This is a genomic window from uncultured Photobacterium sp. (genome assembly GCF_947039875.1).
In the GTDB taxonomy this organism is placed as follows: Bacteria; Pseudomonadota; Gammaproteobacteria; order Enterobacterales; family Vibrionaceae; genus Photobacterium.
Map to the genome: position 1 here is coordinate 1 of NZ_CAMRAN010000033.1, position 20,528 is coordinate 20,528.

At 40.8% G+C, this 20,528-nt stretch carries 14 protein-coding genes; 10 read left to right on the plus strand and 4 right to left on the minus strand.

The window, feature by feature from the left end:
* The 6 genes from Q0V26_RS12180 to Q0V26_RS12205 form a co-directional block, all read left to right on the plus strand.
* Nucleotides 1-2,093: DNA translocase FtsK (locus Q0V26_RS12180; protein WP_297481922.1), on the plus strand; the 2,093-nt coding region annotated here is incomplete at its 5' end.
* Nucleotides 2,094-2,196: 103 nt separating this feature from the next.
* Entirely contained in the window at nucleotides 2,197-2,817 is a 621-nt protein-coding gene (gene lolA / locus Q0V26_RS12185; protein WP_080157893.1) for an outer membrane lipoprotein chaperone LolA, read from the plus strand.
* A gap of 73 nt (nucleotides 2,818-2,890) precedes the next feature.
* Nucleotides 2,891-4,231: a replication-associated recombination protein A gene (locus tag Q0V26_RS12190; RefSeq protein ID WP_297481923.1), complete on the plus strand. Its 1,341-nt coding sequence runs from the start codon at nucleotides 2,891-2,893 to the stop codon at nucleotides 4,229-4,231.
* Nucleotides 4,232-4,357: 126 nt separating this feature from the next.
* On the plus strand, nucleotides 4,358-5,665 hold the full coding sequence (serS, locus tag Q0V26_RS12195; RefSeq protein WP_080157891.1) for a serine--tRNA ligase: 1,308 nt from the start codon (nucleotides 4,358-4,360) through the stop codon (nucleotides 5,663-5,665).
* 225 nt (nucleotides 5,666-5,890) lie between these two features.
* Nucleotides 5,891-6,229, plus strand: coding sequence for a hypothetical protein (locus Q0V26_RS12200; protein ID WP_297481924.1), 339 nt, complete (start codon nucleotides 5,891-5,893; stop codon nucleotides 6,227-6,229).
* Nucleotides 6,230-6,630: 401 nt separating this feature from the next.
* On the plus strand, nucleotides 6,631-7,515 hold the full coding sequence (locus Q0V26_RS12205; protein WP_297481925.1) for a DMT family transporter: 885 nt from the start codon (nucleotides 6,631-6,633) through the stop codon (nucleotides 7,513-7,515).
* A 762-nt stretch (nucleotides 7,516-8,277) separates the two neighbouring features.
* On the opposite strand, the gene Q0V26_RS12210 is transcribed toward Q0V26_RS12205, so the two are convergent.
* The 4 genes from Q0V26_RS12210 to metG form a co-directional block, all read right to left on the minus strand.
* The gene (locus Q0V26_RS12210; protein WP_297481926.1) at nucleotides 8,278-9,603 is read right to left on the minus strand and encodes a dicarboxylate/amino acid:cation symporter; all 1,326 of its coding nucleotides are present in this window, start codon (nucleotides 9,601-9,603) and stop codon (nucleotides 8,278-8,280) included.
* A 408-nt stretch (nucleotides 9,604-10,011) separates the two neighbouring features.
* A complete protein-coding gene (locus Q0V26_RS12215; protein ID WP_080157884.1) occupies nucleotides 10,012-11,340 on the minus strand; it encodes a CoA-disulfide reductase in 1,329 nt (442 codons plus the stop codon).
* Between the two features lie 72 nt (nucleotides 11,341-11,412).
* Nucleotides 11,413-12,813 (minus strand): L-cystine transporter, encoded by a 1,401-nt coding sequence (locus Q0V26_RS12220; RefSeq protein ID WP_297481927.1) that lies wholly within the window; start codon nucleotides 12,811-12,813, stop codon nucleotides 11,413-11,415.
* A gap of 349 nt (nucleotides 12,814-13,162) precedes the next feature.
* On the minus strand, nucleotides 13,163-15,205 hold the full coding sequence (gene metG / locus Q0V26_RS12225) for a methionine--tRNA ligase (RefSeq protein ID WP_297481928.1): 2,043 nt from the start codon (nucleotides 15,203-15,205) through the stop codon (nucleotides 13,163-13,165).
* A gap of 259 nt (nucleotides 15,206-15,464) precedes the next feature.
* Between metG and apbC the strand changes: the two genes are divergently transcribed.
* The 4 genes from apbC to Q0V26_RS12245 all read left to right on the plus strand — a co-directional run bounded on the left by apbC (nucleotide 15,465) and on the right by Q0V26_RS12245 (nucleotide 20,450).
* Nucleotides 15,465-16,553 carry an iron-sulfur cluster carrier protein ApbC gene (apbC, locus tag Q0V26_RS12230; protein WP_297481929.1) on the plus strand — a complete coding sequence of 363 codons (1,089 nt, stop codon included), beginning with the start codon at nucleotides 15,465-15,467 and terminating at the stop codon, nucleotides 16,551-16,553.
* A gap of 149 nt (nucleotides 16,554-16,702) precedes the next feature.
* Complete coding sequence (udk, locus tag Q0V26_RS12235; RefSeq protein WP_080157880.1) at nucleotides 16,703-17,347, plus strand: uridine kinase; 645 nt, start codon at nucleotides 16,703-16,705, stop codon at nucleotides 17,345-17,347.
* Between the two features lie 188 nt (nucleotides 17,348-17,535).
* Nucleotides 17,536-18,129, plus strand: coding sequence for a dCTP deaminase (gene dcd, locus Q0V26_RS12240; RefSeq protein ID WP_080157879.1), 594 nt, complete (start codon nucleotides 17,536-17,538; stop codon nucleotides 18,127-18,129).
* A gap of 209 nt (nucleotides 18,130-18,338) precedes the next feature.
* Nucleotides 18,339-20,450, plus strand: a complete 2,112-nt coding sequence (locus Q0V26_RS12245; protein ID WP_080157878.1) for an AsmA family protein — start codon at nucleotides 18,339-18,341, stop codon at nucleotides 20,448-20,450.
* Nucleotides 20,451-20,528 lie beyond the last annotated feature (78 nt).

The following is a 20,528-nucleotide window of genomic DNA, read 5'->3' on the forward strand; positions in this document are numbered from 1 at the left end:
AACCTCAAACCAATGTTGCACCAGTAGAACAGGCAGCACCGTATGTTGAACCTCAAACCAATGTTGCACCAGTAGAACAGGCAGCACCGTATGTTGAACCTCAGCCATACGTTGAGCCAGTAGAACAGGCAGCACCGTATGTTGAACCTCAGCCATATGTTGCGCCAGTAGAAGAAGCTGTACCGTATGTTGAACCTCAAGCCAATGTTGCGCCAGTAGAACAGGCAGCACCGTATGTTGAACCTCAGCCATATGCTGCATCAGTAGGACATGCTGCGCCGATACAAGGTTTATCTGTTTCTGCACTGGAGCGTGAGCTTGAAAGAGATGAAGATTTTACTGTTGCCGTTGATGAACAAACACAGCATGTGATTAATACTGTTGTTAGTGAGCAACCAGCGGCATCACAAGTCTATGCGGAACCTGTTGCTGCGTCTTTTGCACCGATAGCTGATGTTGATACCTCAGAAGAGGGGTTAACAGACGAGGAAATTTTCCTAAAACGTATTCGTGATAAACAAAAAGAACAAGCGCACCTTGCAGGATTAGATAATCCATTTTTAATGCAAAATGAGCCTGATCTTCCGGTTCCAACATCACCAATGCCGACATTGGATCTTTTACAACCAGCACGTAAAACGGTTGAGAAAGCGTCAGATGAAGAGTTGCAAGCGATTGCTGCTTTGATTGAATCAAAACTTGCGGATTATAAAATCAAAGTCCAAGTTAAAGGTATTTATCCTGGCCCTGTTATTACTCGCTATGAACTTGATCTTGCTCCCGGAGTAAAAGTTAGCCGTATTTCTGGCCTATCAAAAGATTTAGCGCGCGCATTATCAACCACATCAGTACGTGTTGTTGAAGTAATTCCGGGTAAACCTTACATTGGTTTAGAGCTACCGAATAAGAGTCGTGAAACGGTTTATATGTCGGAAGTGATTGCCAGTGAGCAATTCCAAAATGTTGGTGGCGCATTACCTATCGTGCTTGGTAACGATATTGCGGGTGAAGCCGTTGTTGCTGATTTAAGCAAGATGCCGCACTTATTGGTAGCAGGTACTACAGGTTCTGGTAAATCAGTTGGCGTAAACGTGATGATTTTGAGCTTACTTTATAAATGTAAGCCAGAAGATTGCCGCTTTATTATGATTGACCCGAAAATGTTGGAATTATCGATTTATGAAGGTATTCCACATCTATTAACGGAAGTGGTTACGGACATGAAAGATGCCGGTAATGCACTACGTTGGTGTGTCGGTGAAATGGAACGCCGTTATAAAGTATTAGCCGCCTGTGGTGTACGTAGCCTTGCAGGTTATAACGCCAAACTAAAAGAAGCAGCAGAAGCGGGTCACCCAATTCACGATCCATTGTGGAAACCAGGTGATACCATGGACGAATACCCGCCACTATTGGAAAGCATGCCAAGCATTGTGGTGATCGTCGATGAATTTGCTGATTTGATGATGGTTGTTGGAAAGAAAGTTGAAGAATTGATTGCACGCCTTGCTCAAAAAGCACGTGCAGCCGGTATTCACTTAGTATTAGCCACTCAACGTCCATCGGTTGATGTTATTACCGGCTTAATTAAGGCCAATATTCCAACGCGAATGGCATTTACGGTTTCAACCAAAACTGACTCACGCACTATTCTTGATCAAGGTGGTGCAGAAACATTGTTAGGTATGGGTGATATGCTGTACTTACCATCAGGCCAAAGTCATACCATTCGTGTTCATGGTGCGTTTGCATCTGATGAAGATGTGCATAATGTGGTTAACGATTGGAAAGCGCGTAGTAAGCCCCAATATATAGATAGTATTCTAAATTCAGATCAAGGTGCAGATAGCTTGCTTCCGGGTGAAGCGCCATCGAGTGATGATGATTTAGATCAGCTATTTGATGAAGTGGCTGCTTTTGTTGCAGAAACGCGTCGAGCATCTATTTCAGGCGTACAGCGTCGATTTAAGATCGGTTATAACCGTGCTGCACGTATTGTTGATCAATTACAAGCACATGGCATCGTGAGTGCTCCTGGACATAATGCTAACCGCGAAGTGTTAGCGCCGCCGCCAGTACAGCATCACGATTAATGTCTAGCGATAAACAACCATGATGCTTTAAGCACTAAAGTGTAAATAAAACCGCTGTGGTAGTGATTATCACAGCGGTTTAATACTAAAGAGGTTAGCGAATATGATGAAGAAACTCGTAATGAGCATGTTAGTTGCCGCACCAATGTTGGTTGCGTCAAGTGCATGGGCTGCAACTCCGCAACAAGCACTAAGTAGCCGTCTTGATAAAGTGAATGCATTTAGCGCTAACTTTACTCAAAAAGTCACCAGCCCTGATGGTGAAGTTTTAGTGAATGGTACTGGCGACTTATCGATTAAACGCCCTAATTTATTTCGTTGGAAAACCGTAACACCGGATGAAAGTTTATTGGTTTCTGATGGTAAAACAGTATGGTATTACAGCCCATTTGTAGAGCAAGTAACAGCAATGTGGCTTAAAGATGCTACAGAGCAAACCCCGTTTGTATTATTAACCCGTAATAGTGCAAGTGATTGGTCGAAGTATAATGTCGCTCAGTTAGTGGATACCTTTACCTTAACCCCAAAAGATAAAACATCATCAATGGATAAATTTGTGGTCACGGTATCAAAAGCAGGTGATGTACGTAATTTCTCAGTCATTGAAACTGATGGACAACGCAGCCAGTATGTCTTGAGCGATTTTAAACGCACAACACCAGCTGCCAGTTTATTTACCTTTACACCGCCAAAAGGTGTGGAATTAGATGACCAACGTAACTAATTGTTATTCTAATTAATTATTATGAGAAGGTGGCGAATGAGCCACCTTTTTCTGTCTTAGGGGAGTCATTATATTGAATAATTTCAGCCTAGATTTTGCCTCAGATTTTAGACCATTGGCAGCAAGAATGCGGCCACGAACGGTAGAGGAATATATTGGTCAGCAACATATTCTTGGTGAAGGAAAGCCGTTACGTCGAGCATTAAAAGCGGGTCAATTGCACTCGATGATTTTGTGGGGACCACCAGGAACAGGTAAAACAACGTTAGCTGAAGTGGCTGCCAATTATGCCAATGCTGAAGTTGAACGCGTCTCTGCGGTTACCTCTGGCATTAAAGATATTCGCGCAGCAATAGATAAAGCGCGTGATAATAAAATGGCAGGCAGACGGACTATTTTATTTGTTGATGAGGTGCATCGGTTCAATAAAAGCCAGCAAGATGCGTTTTTGCCACACATTGAAGATGGCACCGTGACTTTTATTGGTGCGACTACTGAAAATCCTTCGTTTGAGCTTAATAACGCTCTGTTATCCCGTGCTCGGGTATATAAATTAAAATCCCTTGAAGATGATGAAATTCTTGAAGTGATTGAACAAGCGTTAACAGATAAAGAACGTGGTATTAGCGAAACTGATTTTGTGTTTGTCGGTGAAGTTAAACATCAGTTAGCTGAGTTTGTGCGTGGTGATGCACGAATGTCACTCAATTATCTTGAACAGCTGATTGATATGGCTGAAGAAGATGAGCAGGGTATCAAACAAATTACGGTTGAGTTGTTGGCTGAAGTGACAGGTGAAAAAGTCGCTCGGTTTGATAACAAAGGCGATCTTTGGTATGACATGATCTCTGCGGTACATAAATCTATTCGTGGTTCTAATGCCGATGGTGCGCTGTATTGGTTTGCGAGAATGCTGCAAGCAGGGTGTGATCCACTGTATGTTGCGCGTCGATTATTAGCCATTGCATCAGAAGATATCGGTAATGCTGATCCTCGTGCGATGCAAGTGGCGGTGTCGGCATGGGATTGTTATACCCGCGTTGGCGCTTATGAAGGTGAACGCGCAATAGCCCAAGCCATTGTCTATTTAGCCTGTGCTGCCAAAAGTAATGCGGTGTATGTTGCGTTCAACCTTGCTAAAGCCGATGCGCGTGAATTTCCTGATTTTGAAGTGCCGCCACATTTGCGTAATGCGCCAACCAAACTGATGAAAGAATTGGGTTATGGTGAAGGGTATCGTTATGCTCATGATGAGCCAGGTGCTTATGCTCCCGGTGAAGTGTATTTACCGCGTGAAATTCGTGATCGGGTTTATTATCAGCCTTCAAAACGGGGTCTAGAGATAAAAATATCCGAAAAGTTGGAATATCTTGCTTCTTTAGATGCAAAAAGCCCGCTAAAGCGCTACCAATAATAAGGCTTTTTGGGTATCGTTAAGTGATTGGCAACAATTTGTTATGGTTGCCTCCCAACTACAACTATTTTAATAAGAAATGCCTAAATAACGCGCATTTCAGACTATTAAGAGCACAGGATTAGCATGCTAGATTCTAAATTACTTCGAACTGAGCTGGATGAAACAGCTGCAAAACTCGCGCGTCGTGGTTTTAACCTTGATGTAGAAACTTTACGCAACTTAGAAGAGCAACGTAAGTCTCTTCAAGTAAAAACTGAAGAACTTCAAGCACAACGTAACTCGCGATCGAAGTCGATTGGTCAGGCAAAAGCAAAAGGTGATCACGCTGAAGCTGAGCGTATTATGGCGGAAGTCGGCAACCTAGGTTCTGAGCTTGATGAAGCAAAAACAGCATTAGCTGAGCTTCAAACTCAACTTGATACTATCACTCAAATGCTACCAAACATCGCTGATGAATCAGTACCAACAGGTAAAGATGAGTCAGAGAACGTTGAAGTTTCACGTTGGGGTCAGCCAAAAGCGTATGACTTCGAAGTGAAAGATCACGTTGATCTTGGTGAAATGGCTGGTGGTCTAGATTTCGCAAGTGCAGTGAAAATTACTGGTGCACGTTTTATCGTAATGAAAGGTCAATTTGCTCGTCTACACCGCGCAATTGCACAGTTCATGCTAGATCTTCATACTGAAGAACACGGTTATACAGAAATGTACGTACCGTACCTAGTGAACGCTGACAGCCTATTTGGTACAGGTCAATTACCTAAATTTGGTGAAGATCTATTCCACACTCAACCGCTAACTGAAAAAGTGAATGATGAAGAGCCTCGCGTGCTTTCATTAATTCCAACAGCGGAAGTGCCTGTAACTAACATGATGCGTGACACCATTACTGATGAAGCCGATTTGCCAATCAAGATGACAGCACACACTCCATGTTTCCGTTCAGAAGCAGGTTCTTACGGTCGTGATACTCGTGGTCTTATTCGTATGCACCAGTTCGACAAAGTTGAACTTGTACAGATCACTCGCCCTGAAGATTCAATGGCAGCACTTGAAGAACTAACAGGTCATGCTGAGAAAGTGCTACAACTTCTAGAGCTACCTTACCGTAAAGTGGTACTTTGTACTGGCGATATGGGCTTTGGTTCTTGCAAAACTTACGATTTAGAAGTGTGGGTTCCTGCTCAAGAAACTTATCGTGAGATTTCTTCATGTTCAAACATGTGGGATTTCCAAGCACGTCGTATGCAAGCGCGTTTCCGTCGTAAAGGCGAGAAGAAGCCCGAGCTACTACACACATTAAACGGTTCTGGTCTTGCTGTTGGTCGTACTATGGTTGCTATTCTTGAGAATAACCAAGAAGCCGATGGCCGTATTATGATCCCTGAAGTACTACGTAAGTACATGCGTAACGCAACGCACATCGGTTAATCACCGATACTGCACTATAAGCGTTAAGTTAAAGAACCCAGCCGATAAGGCTGGGTTTTTTTATGGCAGCAAGGTGGTGAAGTTTAGAGAAAGCGAGTGTCGAGATTAATAGCTATGCTGTTTATTGCTTTGCCTCGCCCTTATTTCCTTCGATCTTTATGGACGATTTATACCTGAGATTACCCCACCGATAAACCCAATTTATCGGGTAGTTTGAGTCAAATCGTGACCAAGGTTGGCGAGCTAAGAAAGCAAGATCTGACCTTTAGTAACCCAAGTCAGGAAGTAAAAAAAGTTATTACCCAAATTAAAGGTAAAGCCGATGCCATTATTTTAGTGGCGCATATGGGGATCGGTAACGAAAACAACATTACCGATACTGGTGTAGGTGATATTGCACGTGCCAATCCAGAGTTAGTGGTCATTGTTGTAGGTCATATACACGTAAAAGTGGATAAGGCGATGACCAATGGCGTTATTATTACTGAACCGTATAAATATGGTCGCGCGTTATCTTGCGTTTATTTGAATTTCAAAAAGATGTGCAGGGAAAATACACCTTAATCAATTAAAGGTAGCTTCATTTACACTATGAATAAATTACCATCAGACCCAATGATGGAAGCTATCTTTAAGCCTTATCATCACACACTTCAAAAGGGCGTATCATGCGCCCTTAATTTATTCTACCCATGCTGCTGCCTTTCTTTGTTCAATAAGTGTCATAACTAGAGTTGATGTTTAATAGCGTTCAATATATTGCAAGTAGAATAATATATTTGCATTTTTTAATATGGTAGTAAGTGTTTATACTTTTTCTATATAAAAGTAGTATTATTTTCTATACATTGCTTGAATTATAGATGTAAATGAAATTTATTTCCCCGCTTATATCCCTATAATGTAATACATTATTATCGCGCTACAGGACGATGATTTAAATAATTATTAAATAAGGGAATATTATGAATTCAAAGCTACTCACTACCTTTCTTTTTATTTCTGTTTGTTTAATTTGGGGAACGACTTGGTTTGCTATGGAAGTGGCATTGAATTCTATTCCACCTATTTTTGCAACAGGGCTACGTTTTTTAATTGCGGCACCTCTACTGGTGGTATTGGCAAAAGCCTTCAGCCAGCCACTGCTGTTCCCAAAAGGTAAGCGTCGGTGGTTATTTATTGTCGCACTGATGTACTTTGCTATTCCGTTTACGTTGATGATCTTTGGTGAGCAATACATATCTTCTGGTTTAGCATCGATTATTTTTGCCAATATGCCTGTTGCGGTAATGCTGATGTCTGGCTTATTCCTCGGTTTAAGACTGGAAAAGCATCAAATATTTGGGTTAATTACAGCCGTTGTGAGTTTATGTTTCATTCTTGCAAATGAAATGCAGATGGGAGGCGATGATTATCTCATTGGTACCGTTTGTTTAGGTGTTGCTGTTGCTATGCATGCTATTATGTATGTATTGGTTCAAAAGCACTGTCAAGGTATTGAAGTACTGACCTATAATGCGTTACCGAGTTTTATTGCTTCTCTATTTTTATTTGCGGTTTCAGCTGTGAGTGAAAACGTAAATGTTGAAGTATTTACTTGGGATTCAATTTCAGCTGTTATTTATCTTGGCTTGGTGGCGAGTGTTGGCGGTATTGTTGCTTATTTCAAACTGGTACAGATATCAACCCCTTTTAAAGCATCTATCTGTTTTCTAATTTTCCCTGTGGTTGCGCTATTTATTTCTAGTTACATTAATGGTGCGGCATTGTCTCTGCAATCATTGGTAATGATGTTTCCTCTTCTTTTGGGTATTTTATTAACTAAAGTGCCGAGAGGTATTTTCAAGTAGCGTTCTGCTGTAAAAACAGTGAGCAGTAATTAAGATTGCTTTCTTACTGGAACATCAAAGGCTGATTAATTTTGTTATTGGCATAGACAAGTATTTATTGTCTATGCCTTTCGATTATTGGTTTTTATTGTGAGCACAGCAATCCCGTTATTCCCTACAGTGAGGTTACGAACGAGATAGGGAATCTACTGTCTGCGTGTTGTAGAGTCAGTATTTTTGTTGGAATTCTAGCGTATTTTCATTGGTGTTTTTGAGGCTCCATCACGCAGTGAGTAGATCCCGAATAGCCTCGTCCCTCAACTTTCGGGATGACGATAATGGGCTGAGTGAATGCCAAGCCTCATTCCGTCATTCCCTACAGTGAGGTTACGAACGAGATAGGGAATCTACTACTCACGCGTTGTAGGGTTAATTTTATCTTTTTAGGGCTTCTGTCCGTTAAATATCACTAAATGTGTATTATCGTTATTGTTAATCTAAGTAACAAAATAACAACGTAATGTTTTGACTGATTTCTATGGATAAAGCTTATTAAAATATGACCAAATCGATATTTTTTGTATGAATTGAGATCACGTTGTTAGTACACATAAATAGCCATACTGTTAAATACCGTCTCTATAGGCGGTATTTTTACATCAGAAGCACAACCGTCAATCAGGTAGTAGCTGTGCCTCGCCCCTATAACCCTATATCCCAACCAAAAAAAGGGCACGAAAAGTGCCCTTGAATTATGTTATGTTCGCAAGTTTTTACTCGCTGTTATGATTTCTGTGCTTGAGGTTGAGGGTTCGGATGGAAACGAACCGCTTCATCTTCTGTTGCTGCTAGTGGATCATTAAAACGCGCAATATCCATTTCACCTTCAGACTTAGCGACAATACAGGTTACAACGCTGTCACCCGTAATATTAACCGCAGTACGGATCATATCCAGTAGACGGTCAACACCCATAATCAGTGCGATACCTTCAACCGGTAGACCCACTTGGTTTAGTACCATCGCCAACATAATAAGACCAACCCCAGGAACACCCGCCGTACCGACTGATGCTAATGTTGCAGTTAGAATAACCATGAGGTAATCAGTCATTGTAAGGTCGATATTAAACGCTTGAGCAATAAATACTGTTGCCACACCTTGCATGATCGCGGTGCCGTCCATATTAATGGTTGCACCAAGGGGAACTGTAAATGAGGCAATTTTATTGTTAACACCTAAACGCTTAGTCGCCGTTTCCATCGTTACAGGAATGGTTGCATTTGATGATGCGGTTGAGAACGCAAACATCACTGCATCTTCCATTTTCTTCAAGAACGTAATTGGGCTTAAACCGGTAAACGCTTTTAGCATCACGCTGTAAGTGATTAAAGCATGGAATAACAGTGCAGCCACTAAGACTAAGAAATAGTTAATTAAACTAAAGATCGCATCTAAGCCTAAACCTGTGAATAATTTTGCCATTAAGAAGAACACACCGTATGGGGCAATGTTCATTAATAACGCCACCAACTTCATGATCACTTCATTTAAATCAGCAAAGATTGCCGCCAGACGCTCGCCGGGTTTACCTGCAGCACTGATTGCGATGCCAAATAAAACCGCAAATACAATAATCTGAAGGGTATTACCACTTGCCATTGCGCTGATTGGGTTAGTTGGGAACATACCCACAATAACGCTGCCTAGTGATGGCGCTTCTTTAGATGCAAATGTTGTTGCTGCACTTAAATCAGCACCTGTACCAGGTTGGAAGATATTTGCCATGGTCAGTGCAAGGGTAATGGCTAATGCCGTCGTTGTTAGATAAAACGCGAGAGTCTTACCTCCTAAACGACCCAATGTTGCTAAATCTTTTAATGAGCTAGTACCACAAACCAGTGATACAAATACTAGAGGCACTACTAACATTTTTAAGCTGGCAATAAAGATTTTACCACCGACATCAAACAGACCATTTACGATATAGTCATGAATAAAAGCGACATCAGCAAAAAGGGAACGGATTATAAATCCTGTCAGAATACCTAAAATCATACCGAGGATCACTCGGCCAGTCAGTGACATTTTTTTCTTTTCTGTCGTCATTAGAAATTATCCTTAATGTTTATTTCTCTCTGTCCATCGATTATCAGAGTGCGTTCGGAGAGTAGCAGTTATTCGTCTGTTAACGCGAAGTAATAATTGATATTAACTGCTAAAGTTTGCGACATGTCACAAATTTTATACCGATTTAATGTTTATAAAATTTGATTTTAACTAAAATTTAACATAAATCGCGATTTGAATGTATAAATATGCAATAAACTGTTGTTTTTTCGAGGTGTATAGTCGGGATTTTCGAAGGCTAACTATTGGTTCGAAAAATAACGAGTAATAGGTTTGTTAACATGGCGATCAAAATAGGAAAGAGAAGACGGTCACGTATTGTTTGTATGAGGAGTATCAAAAATACGTGACTGTGGGGCTACATGTTAATGCAATTAAAACTGGTAATTATTTCGCCACATTACCCGCGACATTCATGATATCCCAAGTACGGGAAAATGGCGGCGCATAGGCAAAATCCATCATACCTAATTGTTCCGTTGTTGCGCCAAGGCTGATGGCTACGGCAAGGGCATCAACACGGTGAACAGCACCTTTATTACCAATCATTTGTCCACCAAGTAATTTTTTATTATCAGAGCGGTAAACCAATTTAATATAAAGTGGTGATTGACCTTCACAGTAGTTGGTGTGGCATTTATCACTGATATATACGGTGCTGTAATCAATATTCGCTTGTTGAGCTTCACGCTCTGAGAGTCCGGTGCGAGCGGCTTCTAAGCCTAAAACTTTGACACAACTGGTGCCTAATGTGCCGTCATAACTGAGGTTTTTGCCAGCGATATTTTCACCGACTAAACGGCCCATTTTATTGGCGCCTGTTGCGAGTGGAATATAAACAGGTTGTTGTAACTGTGCATGCCAAATAGTGGCGCAATCGCCAGCCGCCCAAATATTATCTAGTGATGTTTTCCCTTGTTGATCAATGATTATTGCGCCATTGGCTAAACGTTCAATGCCTGTTGCTGCAATAAAATCTGTATTGGGCTTCACACCAGTACAGCAGATCACTAGATCAGTCGCATAAATGTCTTTATCGGTTTTAATACTAGTAACACGATCATCACCAATAATCTCACTCACTGATTCTCTAAGGTGAATCTGTACGCCAGCTTGTTCAAGTTCAGGTTGAATATGTTGGCTGATTTCAGTATCAAAGGCATCGGGAATTAAGCAGGCGGCACGTTCAATTAAGCGTACTGTTTTACCTTGATGGATCATGGCTTCAGCCACTTCTAAGCCAATAAAACCAGAGCCAATAATCGTGACATGTTGGCATAGTGGATCGGCAAGGGCGGTTTTAATATCAAGGCCATCTTGCATACGACGTAGTGAATAAACCCCATGTTTTTCAAGGCCAGCTATTGGGGGTAATATTTCTTTGGCCCCTGTTGCAATCATTAAACGATCATAATGGGTAACGAGTGTTTCCCCTTGATGTTCAACGGTGAGTTGCTGTTGTTGTGGGTCGAGACCAATAACACGATGTTGAGTTAAGACCTGAATCCCTTTTTCTGCAAATTGTGCTGGGGTAAATTCCGCCATGAAATTAGCGTCAGAAAATTCATCACCAATATAATAAGGTAGGCCACAAGCGCCAAAAGAGATCACATTAGACGCTTCATAAACAACAATCTCAGCGGTTGGGTTAATGCGTTTTGCTTTTGCTGCTGCGCTCATGCCAGCGGCTTCACCACCAATAATGATAATTTTCATACTATTGTCTCTTCCTTAAAAAATGGAGAAGGGAGGCAATCAACCTCCCTTAAAACGAGTGTTAAATGTTGATTAAGCCGCTGATTCTTCGCCGTCTAAGTTAACAACGTCATCGCTATTAAAGATAGCCATATCTGTTTCGCCCATCACTTTACTGGTGATTGTGCCTGCGGTGATTGAACCTGATACGTTAAGTGCAGTACGACCCATATCAATAAGTGGTTCAATTGAGATCAAAAGACCGGCAAGAGCCACTGGCATATCCATTGCTGAAAGTACAATCAGTGCCGCAAATGTTGCACCGCCACCAATACCTGCAACACCAAAAGAGCTCACAGTGATAATCGCAACTAAAGTACATAGAAAGCCGATATCCATTGGGTTTATACCCACGGTTGGTGCAATCATTACTGCCAGCATGGCTGGGTAGATTCCTGCGCAACCATTTTGACCGATAGTTGAACCAAACGAAGCGGCAAAGTTAGCAATACCAGATGGAATACCAAGGCATTTTTCTTGGGTTTGCACGTTCATTGGAATTGAACCAGCACTGGTGCGAGATGTGAAAGCAAAAGCCAGTACTGGAATGATTTTTTTCAAGTGGCGTAGTGGGTTAATACCAACAAGCGCAACAAGTGCTAAGTGAATCATAAACATCAGAATTAATGCGGCATAAGAAGCAAAAACGAAGTTGGCAAGATTCACAATATCAGTGTAGTTTGAGCCTGAAATTACCTTGGTCATTAGTGCTAATACGCCAAATGGTGTTAGACGTAATACTAACGTTACCATACGCATAACAATCGCTTGGGCAACTTTAATGAAGCCTTCAAATTGTGCGAAAATTTCAGGTTTTTTCTTAGCAATACCTGTTGCTGATAAGCCAATGAAAATAGAGAAGATAACCACAGCGATAGTTGAAGTACGACGTGCACCTGTCATATCTAAGAATGGGTTGGCAGGAATAAACTCAATTACTAATTTAGCAAACGACATTGCTTCTACATTAGAAAGGGTTGATTCAAGACTTTTAGCACGTGCCATTTCAGCCGCACCTGATGTTAGTCCTTCTGCGGTAAGACCAAAAAGGTTGGCCATTAGAATACCGACACAAGCGGCAATCATAGTGGTAACAATTAGAACTCCAAGAGTAAGGCTACTGATTTTACCGAGTGAGGCGCCGCCATTCAGTTTAAGAATGGCAGAGATAATAGACACCATCACTAATGGAATAATGATCATTTGTAATAGGCGCACATAGCCTACGCCGACAATGTCAAAATACTCAATCGATGTTTTGATGACCTCAGAGCCAGCACCATAAAAAACTTGTAGCGCAGCACCAAAAGCAATACCTAATCCTAAACCGGCAAACACACGTTTAGTAAAACTGTAGTGTTTATTTTGCATATGATATAGAAATGCTATCAAGCCAACAAATATGGCGAGGTTCGTTACAATACCTAAAGTCATCATGAATCCTTCATATCAAATAAAAAAGTAGGTTTTTTTTATTGTTCCTATCTATTTAGGGGTAAATTTTGCTGGTTTTATAATTAACTGCAAGCAAAATAACGCAATTAATGTAAGGGATATTACTTGAAGGAAAAACGATCAAGATCGCTAATTCTGAACGAGAGATGAATATTTATTTATAAAATTAGAGTTTGCAGCGGAGCTAGATCGATATTCAACAACCTATTAACAATGACAAATAAGTCGATATATTTGATGTGATATATAAAGAGGGGGAATGTATAAAAAAAGTAAAAAAATACCGACAACTGAGTTATCGGTATTTAGTCTTAAAATGTGGTGTAAATTACATTACACGCATACCTGGTTGAGCACCTTCATGGGGTTCTAAAATCCAAAGATCTTTACCACCAGGGCCCGCTGCAAGGATCATACCTTCAGACATACCAAATTTCATTTTACGCGGTTTTAGGTTAGCAACCATTACTGTTAGTTTGCCAACAAGCTCTTCTGGTGTGTAAGCTGATTTAATACCAGAGAATACTTGACGCATTTCACCACCGATATCCAATTGGAATTTCAATAGTTTGTCTGCTTTTGGCACGGATTCACAAGCAACAATCTTCGCGATACGCATATCAATCTTAGCGAAATCATCAAATTCGATTTCAGCTTCAATTGGCTCTTCTGTTAATGGACTTTTTGGTTGAGCAGCTTCAAGTGCGGCTTTATCAGCAGCAGCTTCTTCTTTTGATGCTTCAACCATTGCAGCAACATGTACAGGATCGATACGGTTAAACAATGCCTTGAACTTAGTGACTTCATGGTTTGTTAGTGGTGTTTCGATACCTTCCCACGTTAATGTTTCGTTTAGGAAGCCTTCAGTACGCTCTGCAAGTTTTGGCATTACAGGTTTTAGGTAAGCCATTAACACGCGGAATAGGTTGATACCAACAGTACAGATTTCCTGTAGCTCTTGATCTTTACCTTCTTGCTTAGCAACAACCCAAGGTGCTTTTTCATCAACATACTGGTTAGCTTTGTCAGCTAGCGCGGTGATTTCACGAATTGCGCGGCTGTATTCACGGCTCTCATAAAGATCACCAATACGTGCAGCTGCTGCAACGAACTCAGCATAAAGCTCTGGTTCTGCAAATTTCTCAGATAACATGCCGTCAAAACGCTTAGCAATAAAGCCTGCGTTACGTGATGCTAGGTTAACAATCTTGTTCACAACATCGCTGTTTACGCGTTGAGTGAAATCTTCAAGGTTAAGGTCGAGATCATCAATACGGTTGTTGAGTTTTGCTGCGTAGTAGTAACGTAGGCATTCAGGATCAAGGTGGTTTAGGTAAGTACCAGCCTTAATGAATGTGCCTTTAGATTTTGACATCTTCGCGCCATTCACGGTTACGTAACCATGTACGAACACGTTATTTGGCTTACGGAAACCTGCACCATCTAGCATTGCAGGCCAGAATAGGCTGTGGAAGTAAACAATGTCTTTACCGATGAAGTGGTAAAGCTCAGTTGAACTGTCTTTGCTCCAGAACTCGTCAAAATCAAGATCATCACGCTTGTCACAAAGGTTTTTAAATGAACCCATGTAGCCGATTGGTGCATCTAGCCATACGTAGAAGTATTTGCCAGGTTCGCCAGGGATCTCAAAACCGAAGTAAGGAGCATCACGAGAGATATCCCACTGTTGTAGGCCTGACTCGAACCACTCTTGCATCTTGTTTGATGTTTCATCTTGAAGTGCGCCAGATTTAGTCCATGCTTTTAGCATGTCTTCAAACTGTGGCAGATCAAAGAAGAAGTGCTCTGAGTCTTTCATGATTGGTGTAGCACCAGATACAGCTGATTTTGGATTAATCAGATCTGTTGGGCTGTAAGTTTCACCACAGTTGTCACAGTTATCACCGTATTGATCTTCAGCTTTACACTTAGGGCAAGTGCCTTTTACAAAGCGATCAGGTAAGAACATTTCTTTCTCAGGATCAAATAACTGAGAAATAGTGCGGCTAGTAATAAAGCCTTTGTCTTTTAACTGGGTGTAAACAAAAGAAGCAAGTTCACGGTTTTCAGGTGAGTGCGTGCTGTGGTAGTTACTAAAGTCAATATCGAAACCGGCGAAGTCAGCTTGGTGCTCTTTGCTCACTTCTGCAATCATTTGCTCAGGTTCCATACCCATCTGCTGGGCCTTAAGCATGATTGGAGTACCGTGTGCGTCATCTGCACAGATAAAATGAACTTCGTTGCCGCGAAGGCGCTGGTAGCGCACCCAAATATCCGCTTGAACATGCTCTAGCATGTGACCTAAGTGGATAGAACCGTTAGCGTACGGCAGGGCGCAGGTCACCAGAATTTTTCTTGGATTAGCAGCCATAATTACTTCTTTTGCTCATGATGGGTAGAAAAACATAGCTATAAATACTACCTGATGGACGGCATATTGACTAGCATCGGATACTGATTTATCTGTTTTTGGACGGGGGAAATCGGGCAGAAAGGGTGCTTTGGTGGTAGCATGAGGAAAAAGAGGGTGATATTACCCCGCAGCATCAATGTTACTGGTTGTTTTATATACTAATACCGTGACGTAGATGTTGCTAATAAGCGATGACATTTATGTGGAGTGCTAATTTATGGCAATAGAAACAAACCATTTCGATAACGTTGGTGATATTAGCCAATGGCTAAACCAATTTGAACATCCACTTTTAAGTGCGGAATGGGCTGATGTGCCACACTTTGTCTCGGTATCGGCCGAGGGTGTTATCGTTATTACGATTCCATTTGCAGCCAACGAATTAGCGCAACAATTACGTCAATGGATTGCAGAGCAACAGCAACAAGGCATCATTAATGCAGCGCTAAATTTTGATGTTCGTTGTCGAGTGGTGACGTTAGCTGTTGTTGATAAACAGCCACTTAATGGGGCTAAAAATATCATTGTTGTGAGTTCTGCAAAAGGTGGTGTGGGTAAATCAACAACATCGGTTAACTTAGCGTTGGGTTTACAGCAACAAGGCGCGAAAGTGGGATTACTTGATGCTGACATTTATGGCCCTTCAGTACCAATGATGTTAGGCACAATGGATGCTAAGCCGCAATCACCTGATGGCAAAATGATGCTACCAATTGAAGCCCACGGTTTATACACTAACTCTGTGGGTTATTTAGTGCCAGCAGAAAGTGCCACTATCTGGCGTGGTCCTATGGCATCAAAAGCACTGGCGCAAATTATCACTGAAACATGGTGGCCAGATCTGGATTACCTTGTGATTGATATGCCACCAGGTACGGGTGATATTCAGTTAACGCTATCACAGCAAATTCCTGTAACAGGGGCAATTGTTGTCACTACACCTCAAGATCTTGCTTTAGCTGATGCGATTAAAGGTATCAGCATGTTTAATAAAGTTGATGTGCCTGTGCTGGGTATTGTTGAAAATATGAGTTATCACATTTGTAGCAATTGTGGTCATCAAGAGCATATTTTTGGTACCGGTGGCGCAGCTAAAATGGCACAAGATTATGCGGTGCCGTTATTGGCACAATTACCATTAGATATCAAAATTCGTGAAGATATTGATAACGGTAAGCCAACGGTTATTGCTGCTCCTGAATCAGAACAAGCAGAGGCATACATTATGTTAGCAGCCAATATAGCGAGTCGATTATATTGGCAAGGTGAAACTGTGGCTGAGAAGATTACTATTCGTACAATATAGTTGTTTGGTAATCAAAAAACGCTGAGATTATAATCAGATATGACAGAGGCCTCATTTTTGCTGGTATCTGTCATTGCAACTGCTTATAATCGGAGGGTTTAATTTATCCATATTCGCCTTGCTACGTGGTCTAATAGGTACTTTCTGATATGTCTGAAACTTCACACCAATGCGTTATTATCGGTATTGCAGGCGCTTCTGCTTCCGGTAAAAGTCTGATTGCCAGTACAGTTTACAAAGAGTTAAAAGAAAAAGTCGGCGATCATCAGATCGGTGTAATCACGGAAGATTGTTACTATAACGATCAAAGTCACCTGACTATGGATGAGCGAGTTAAAACTAACTACGATCATCCAAGCGCGCTAGATCACAATTTATTATGTGATCATTTAGAGCAGTTAATGAAAGGTGAAGCAGTAGAAGTACCACAATATAGCTACAGCGAGCATACTCGTTTACAAGAAAGTACCACGATGACACCGAAAAAAGTGATCATCTTAGAAGGTATTTTATTGTTAACTGATCCTCGTTTGCGTGACATCATGCACGCAAGTATCTTTATGGATACACCACTGGATATCTGTTTGTTACGCCGTTTGCAACGTGATGTTGCTGAACGTGGCCGTACAATGGAGTCAGTGCTGGTGCAATATCAAAAAACTGTACGTCCAATGTTTATGCAGTTTATTGAACCATCAAAACAATATGCGGATATTATTGTCCCTCGTGGTGGTAAAAACCGTATTGCAATCGATGTGTTAAAAGCACACATTGCTAAATTGCTGCGTTCGTAATGATTTAAATGAATAAGGCTGACAATATGTCAGCCTTATTTTTATGGTTATAATTGTAGGTTATAACCCCATTACCCTTTGCTGACCCATCATCGACACTGTGAGTCTTATTGATGTGTTTTGGTATACCACTCTTATGTGCTGAGCACTGATAAGACAGAGTGTGTATTATGCAGGAGAGAGTTTAAATGAGACTTTGTGATAGAGATATCAGGGCTTACCTTGATGAAGGTAAAATCAGCATTGAGCCTCGACCATCAGATGATTGTATTAGTGGTTTAACGATTGATGTAAGTCTTGGAAATAATTTCCGCGTCTTTAATGATCACGGTGCGCCATTTATCGATTTATCGGGTAAAAAAGAAGATGTAGCTACTCAGCTTGATAAAGTGATGAGTGATGAGATTGTGGTTGCGGAAGAAGATGCATTTTTTCTTCACCCTGGTCAATTGGCTTTAGCCGTGACCCATGAGTCTGTTACGCTTCCCGATAATATTGTTGGTTGGTTAGATGGTCGTTCATCATTAGCCCGTTTAGGCTTAATGGTGCATGTGACTGCACATCGTATTGATCCCGGTTGGTCAGGACGTATTGTGCTTGAATTTTATAATTCAGGTCGCCTACCATTAGCACTACGTCCCCACATGCCAATTGGTGCGCTAAGTTTTGAGACCTTATCTGGTCCTGCGGAAAAACCGTATAACAAGCGTATTGATGCGAAATATAAAAATCAGCAAGGTGCAGTGGCAAGTCGTATCAATGAAGATGACAAACAAAGTTAATCTGTTTAGATGCTAATTGTTATTGCCATCATTCAATAAATTATTAAAGGCAGCCCTCGGGTTGCCTTTTGTTTAGCTATTCTATTTATGATGAACTAATCTTGGGGTTGGTGGTCTTAATGACATTGATTTATAGGGTTAATTCTCAACCAATTATTTTTGTATAGCACACGATTTATTGTGACGCTATATGCATATCCGAGGGCGTAATGAAAAAAATACTGTATATATTACTCGGGCTGATTTTATTAGTCGTGATTGGTATTGGCGCACTAGTTACCTTTGTTAACCCTAATCAGTTTAAGCCGTTGCTGACTGAGCAAGTTAAGAAAATGACAGGCCGTGACTTAGTTATTAATGGTGATATTAGCTGGCGATTCTTTCCAACATTAGGATTAAGTGTTGGTGATACTGAATTTCGAAATCCAGCAGGGTTTGCTGAACCTAATTTGATTCAATTTAAGCAAGCTGATTTATCCGTGTCGGTTTTACCGTTGCTATCTCAACATCTTGATATCGGTGAAATGCGGTTAGATGGCGCACATGTTTTTATTCAAACTTTAAATAATGGTGCGACCAACCTTGATGGTTTAACAGATAAGACCGCTGTTGCTGAAACAACAACGGGTAATACCGTGACACATGGTGAGAAAAATACGCATTGGAATGTTTCTGTCGCAGGCATTAAATTAGTAAATGCCAGTGCAGAAGTACGCAATGATAAAACCAAGATGGTCGCGCAACTTAATCACATTAATTTTACACTTGATAGCTTTCAGCCCCAAACATGGACCAAAGCCACTTTTGATGTGCAGGGTAATGTCAACGCATTAACCTTTAGTGCTCAAGGTAGTACTGAGATTAATCTTGCTGCTGATTATAAGAATGTGCGATTGAAAGCATTATCAGCAACAATGAACATGACCGACGGCAAAACTGAGATCAAAAATGCACAATTAGGACTGGATCAATTTAACCTTGGTCAATGGTCAAATATGACTTTCTCCGTTAATGGTAAAGTACCTAATCTAAATTTTGATACTCATGGCACAGCTAAAGTAAAATTATCAACAGATCATAATGTTATTACTGTTCAAGGACTAAAAGTAACTAATGATTTAGTGGGTAAAACATTACCACGACCAACGATAAACTTAGTGGTTGATGCGGATGCAACGTATGATATTAGCCAAAAATTAACCTTAGTAAGTCAGCTTTCCATTAATGCTGATGGTACTCAGGCTTCGGGTTCTGGTTCATATTTAGCCACTGCTATTCCTGATATTCGTTTTGCTTTATCAAGTGATAATATTAATCTTGATAGCTGGTTACCAGCAAAAACAGCCGTAGCTAATACTAACAATAGTACGACTGCCGCAGGCGCTGCCGCGATGAATGCACCAGTCGCTACTGAAAATAATGCGAAGACTTCAACCGCAGAACCTGATCTGAGTGCCTTAAAAAATATCAACCTTGCGGGTATGATCGCGATTAAGCAATTAACCGTTGATCACGCTAATGTGACAAATGTTAAAGTGGTGACATCGATTAAGCAGGGGGTGGCGACCATTAATCGTTTTGAAGCTAATTTATATGGCGGTAAGGTCACAGGCAGTGCGGCTATTGATGTAAATAGTGCATTACCAAGTTATCGTTTGAAAAATACTATTTCTAACGTAGATCTTTTACCGTTACTAAAAGCGGTTGCGAATAATAATTTGCTTGCAGGTAAAGCTAATATTACGACAGATCTAAGAGGTCAGGGGCTATCTGAAGCGAATATTCGTCATAACATTACTGGTTCAATTAAGGTCAATGTGTCTGATGGCGCAGTGTATGGCGTGAATATTCCTGATCTATTGCGTAATGCGAAAGCTAAATTCAAAGGTCAGGCCGATACGGGTACTGATACGGCGAAGAAAACTGACTTTTCAGCCTTAACAACAACGTTAAAGTTACATAATGGCACTGCATCAACAGATAATTTTAAGTTGGCATCACCATTAGTGGCAATCACAGGTCAAGGTAATACCAGCCTTGTTAATGAAAGTATTGATCTGATGATTAATTCTGAAATTGTGGCGAGTGGTAAAGGGCTGGATGAAATTAAAGGTATTGCTGTGCCTATTCATGTAAGTGGTACTTGGCAACAACCTAAATATAATTTAAATATTAAAGACTTATTTAAAAATAATGCAGCACTAGAAAGTAAAGCCAAGAAAGAAATTAATCGTGGTTTAGAGAAATTGCTTGGCGATAAAGCGAAAGATGAAAACATTAAAAATGTCGCAGATAAGCTTTTGAAAGGGTTATTTAATTAATCCGCCATTAGTGAAGTGGTATAGTTAATGTAAATTATGGTCGAAAAGGTTTGCCGTTATTGGCAAGCCTTTATTTTT

What these genes read in the sequence shown, in the direction of transcription:
- lolA (WP_080157893.1), top strand. Translation starts at nt 2,197, where the DNA reads ATGATGAAGAAACTCGTAATGAGCATGTTAGTTGCCGCACCAATGTTG.
- serS (WP_080157891.1), top strand. Translation starts at nt 4,358, where the DNA reads ATGCTAGATTCTAAATTACTTCGAACTGAGCTGGATGAAACAGCTGCA.
- Q0V26_RS12205 (WP_297481925.1), top strand. Translation starts at nt 6,631, where the DNA reads ATGAATTCAAAGCTACTCACTACCTTTCTTTTTATTTCTGTTTGTTTA.
- Q0V26_RS12210 (WP_297481926.1), bottom strand. Translation starts at nt 9,603, where the DNA reads ATGACGACAGAAAAGAAAAAAATGTCACTGACTGGCCGAGTGATCCTC.
- Q0V26_RS12215 (WP_080157884.1), bottom strand. Translation starts at nt 11,340, where the DNA reads ATGAAAATTATCATTATTGGTGGTGAAGCCGCTGGCATGAGCGCAGCA.
- Q0V26_RS12220 (WP_297481927.1), bottom strand. Translation starts at nt 12,813, where the DNA reads ATGACTTTAGGTATTGTAACGAACCTCGCCATATTTGTTGGCTTGATA.
- metG (WP_297481928.1), bottom strand. Translation starts at nt 15,205, where the DNA reads ATGGCTGCTAATCCAAGAAAAATTCTGGTGACCTGCGCCCTGCCGTAC.
- apbC (WP_297481929.1), top strand. Translation starts at nt 15,465, where the DNA reads ATGGCAATAGAAACAAACCATTTCGATAACGTTGGTGATATTAGCCAA.
- udk (WP_080157880.1), top strand. Translation starts at nt 16,703, where the DNA reads ATGTCTGAAACTTCACACCAATGCGTTATTATCGGTATTGCAGGCGCT.
- dcd (WP_080157879.1), top strand. Translation starts at nt 17,536, where the DNA reads ATGAGACTTTGTGATAGAGATATCAGGGCTTACCTTGATGAAGGTAAA.
- Q0V26_RS12245 (WP_080157878.1), top strand. Translation starts at nt 18,339, where the DNA reads ATGAAAAAAATACTGTATATATTACTCGGGCTGATTTTATTAGTCGTG.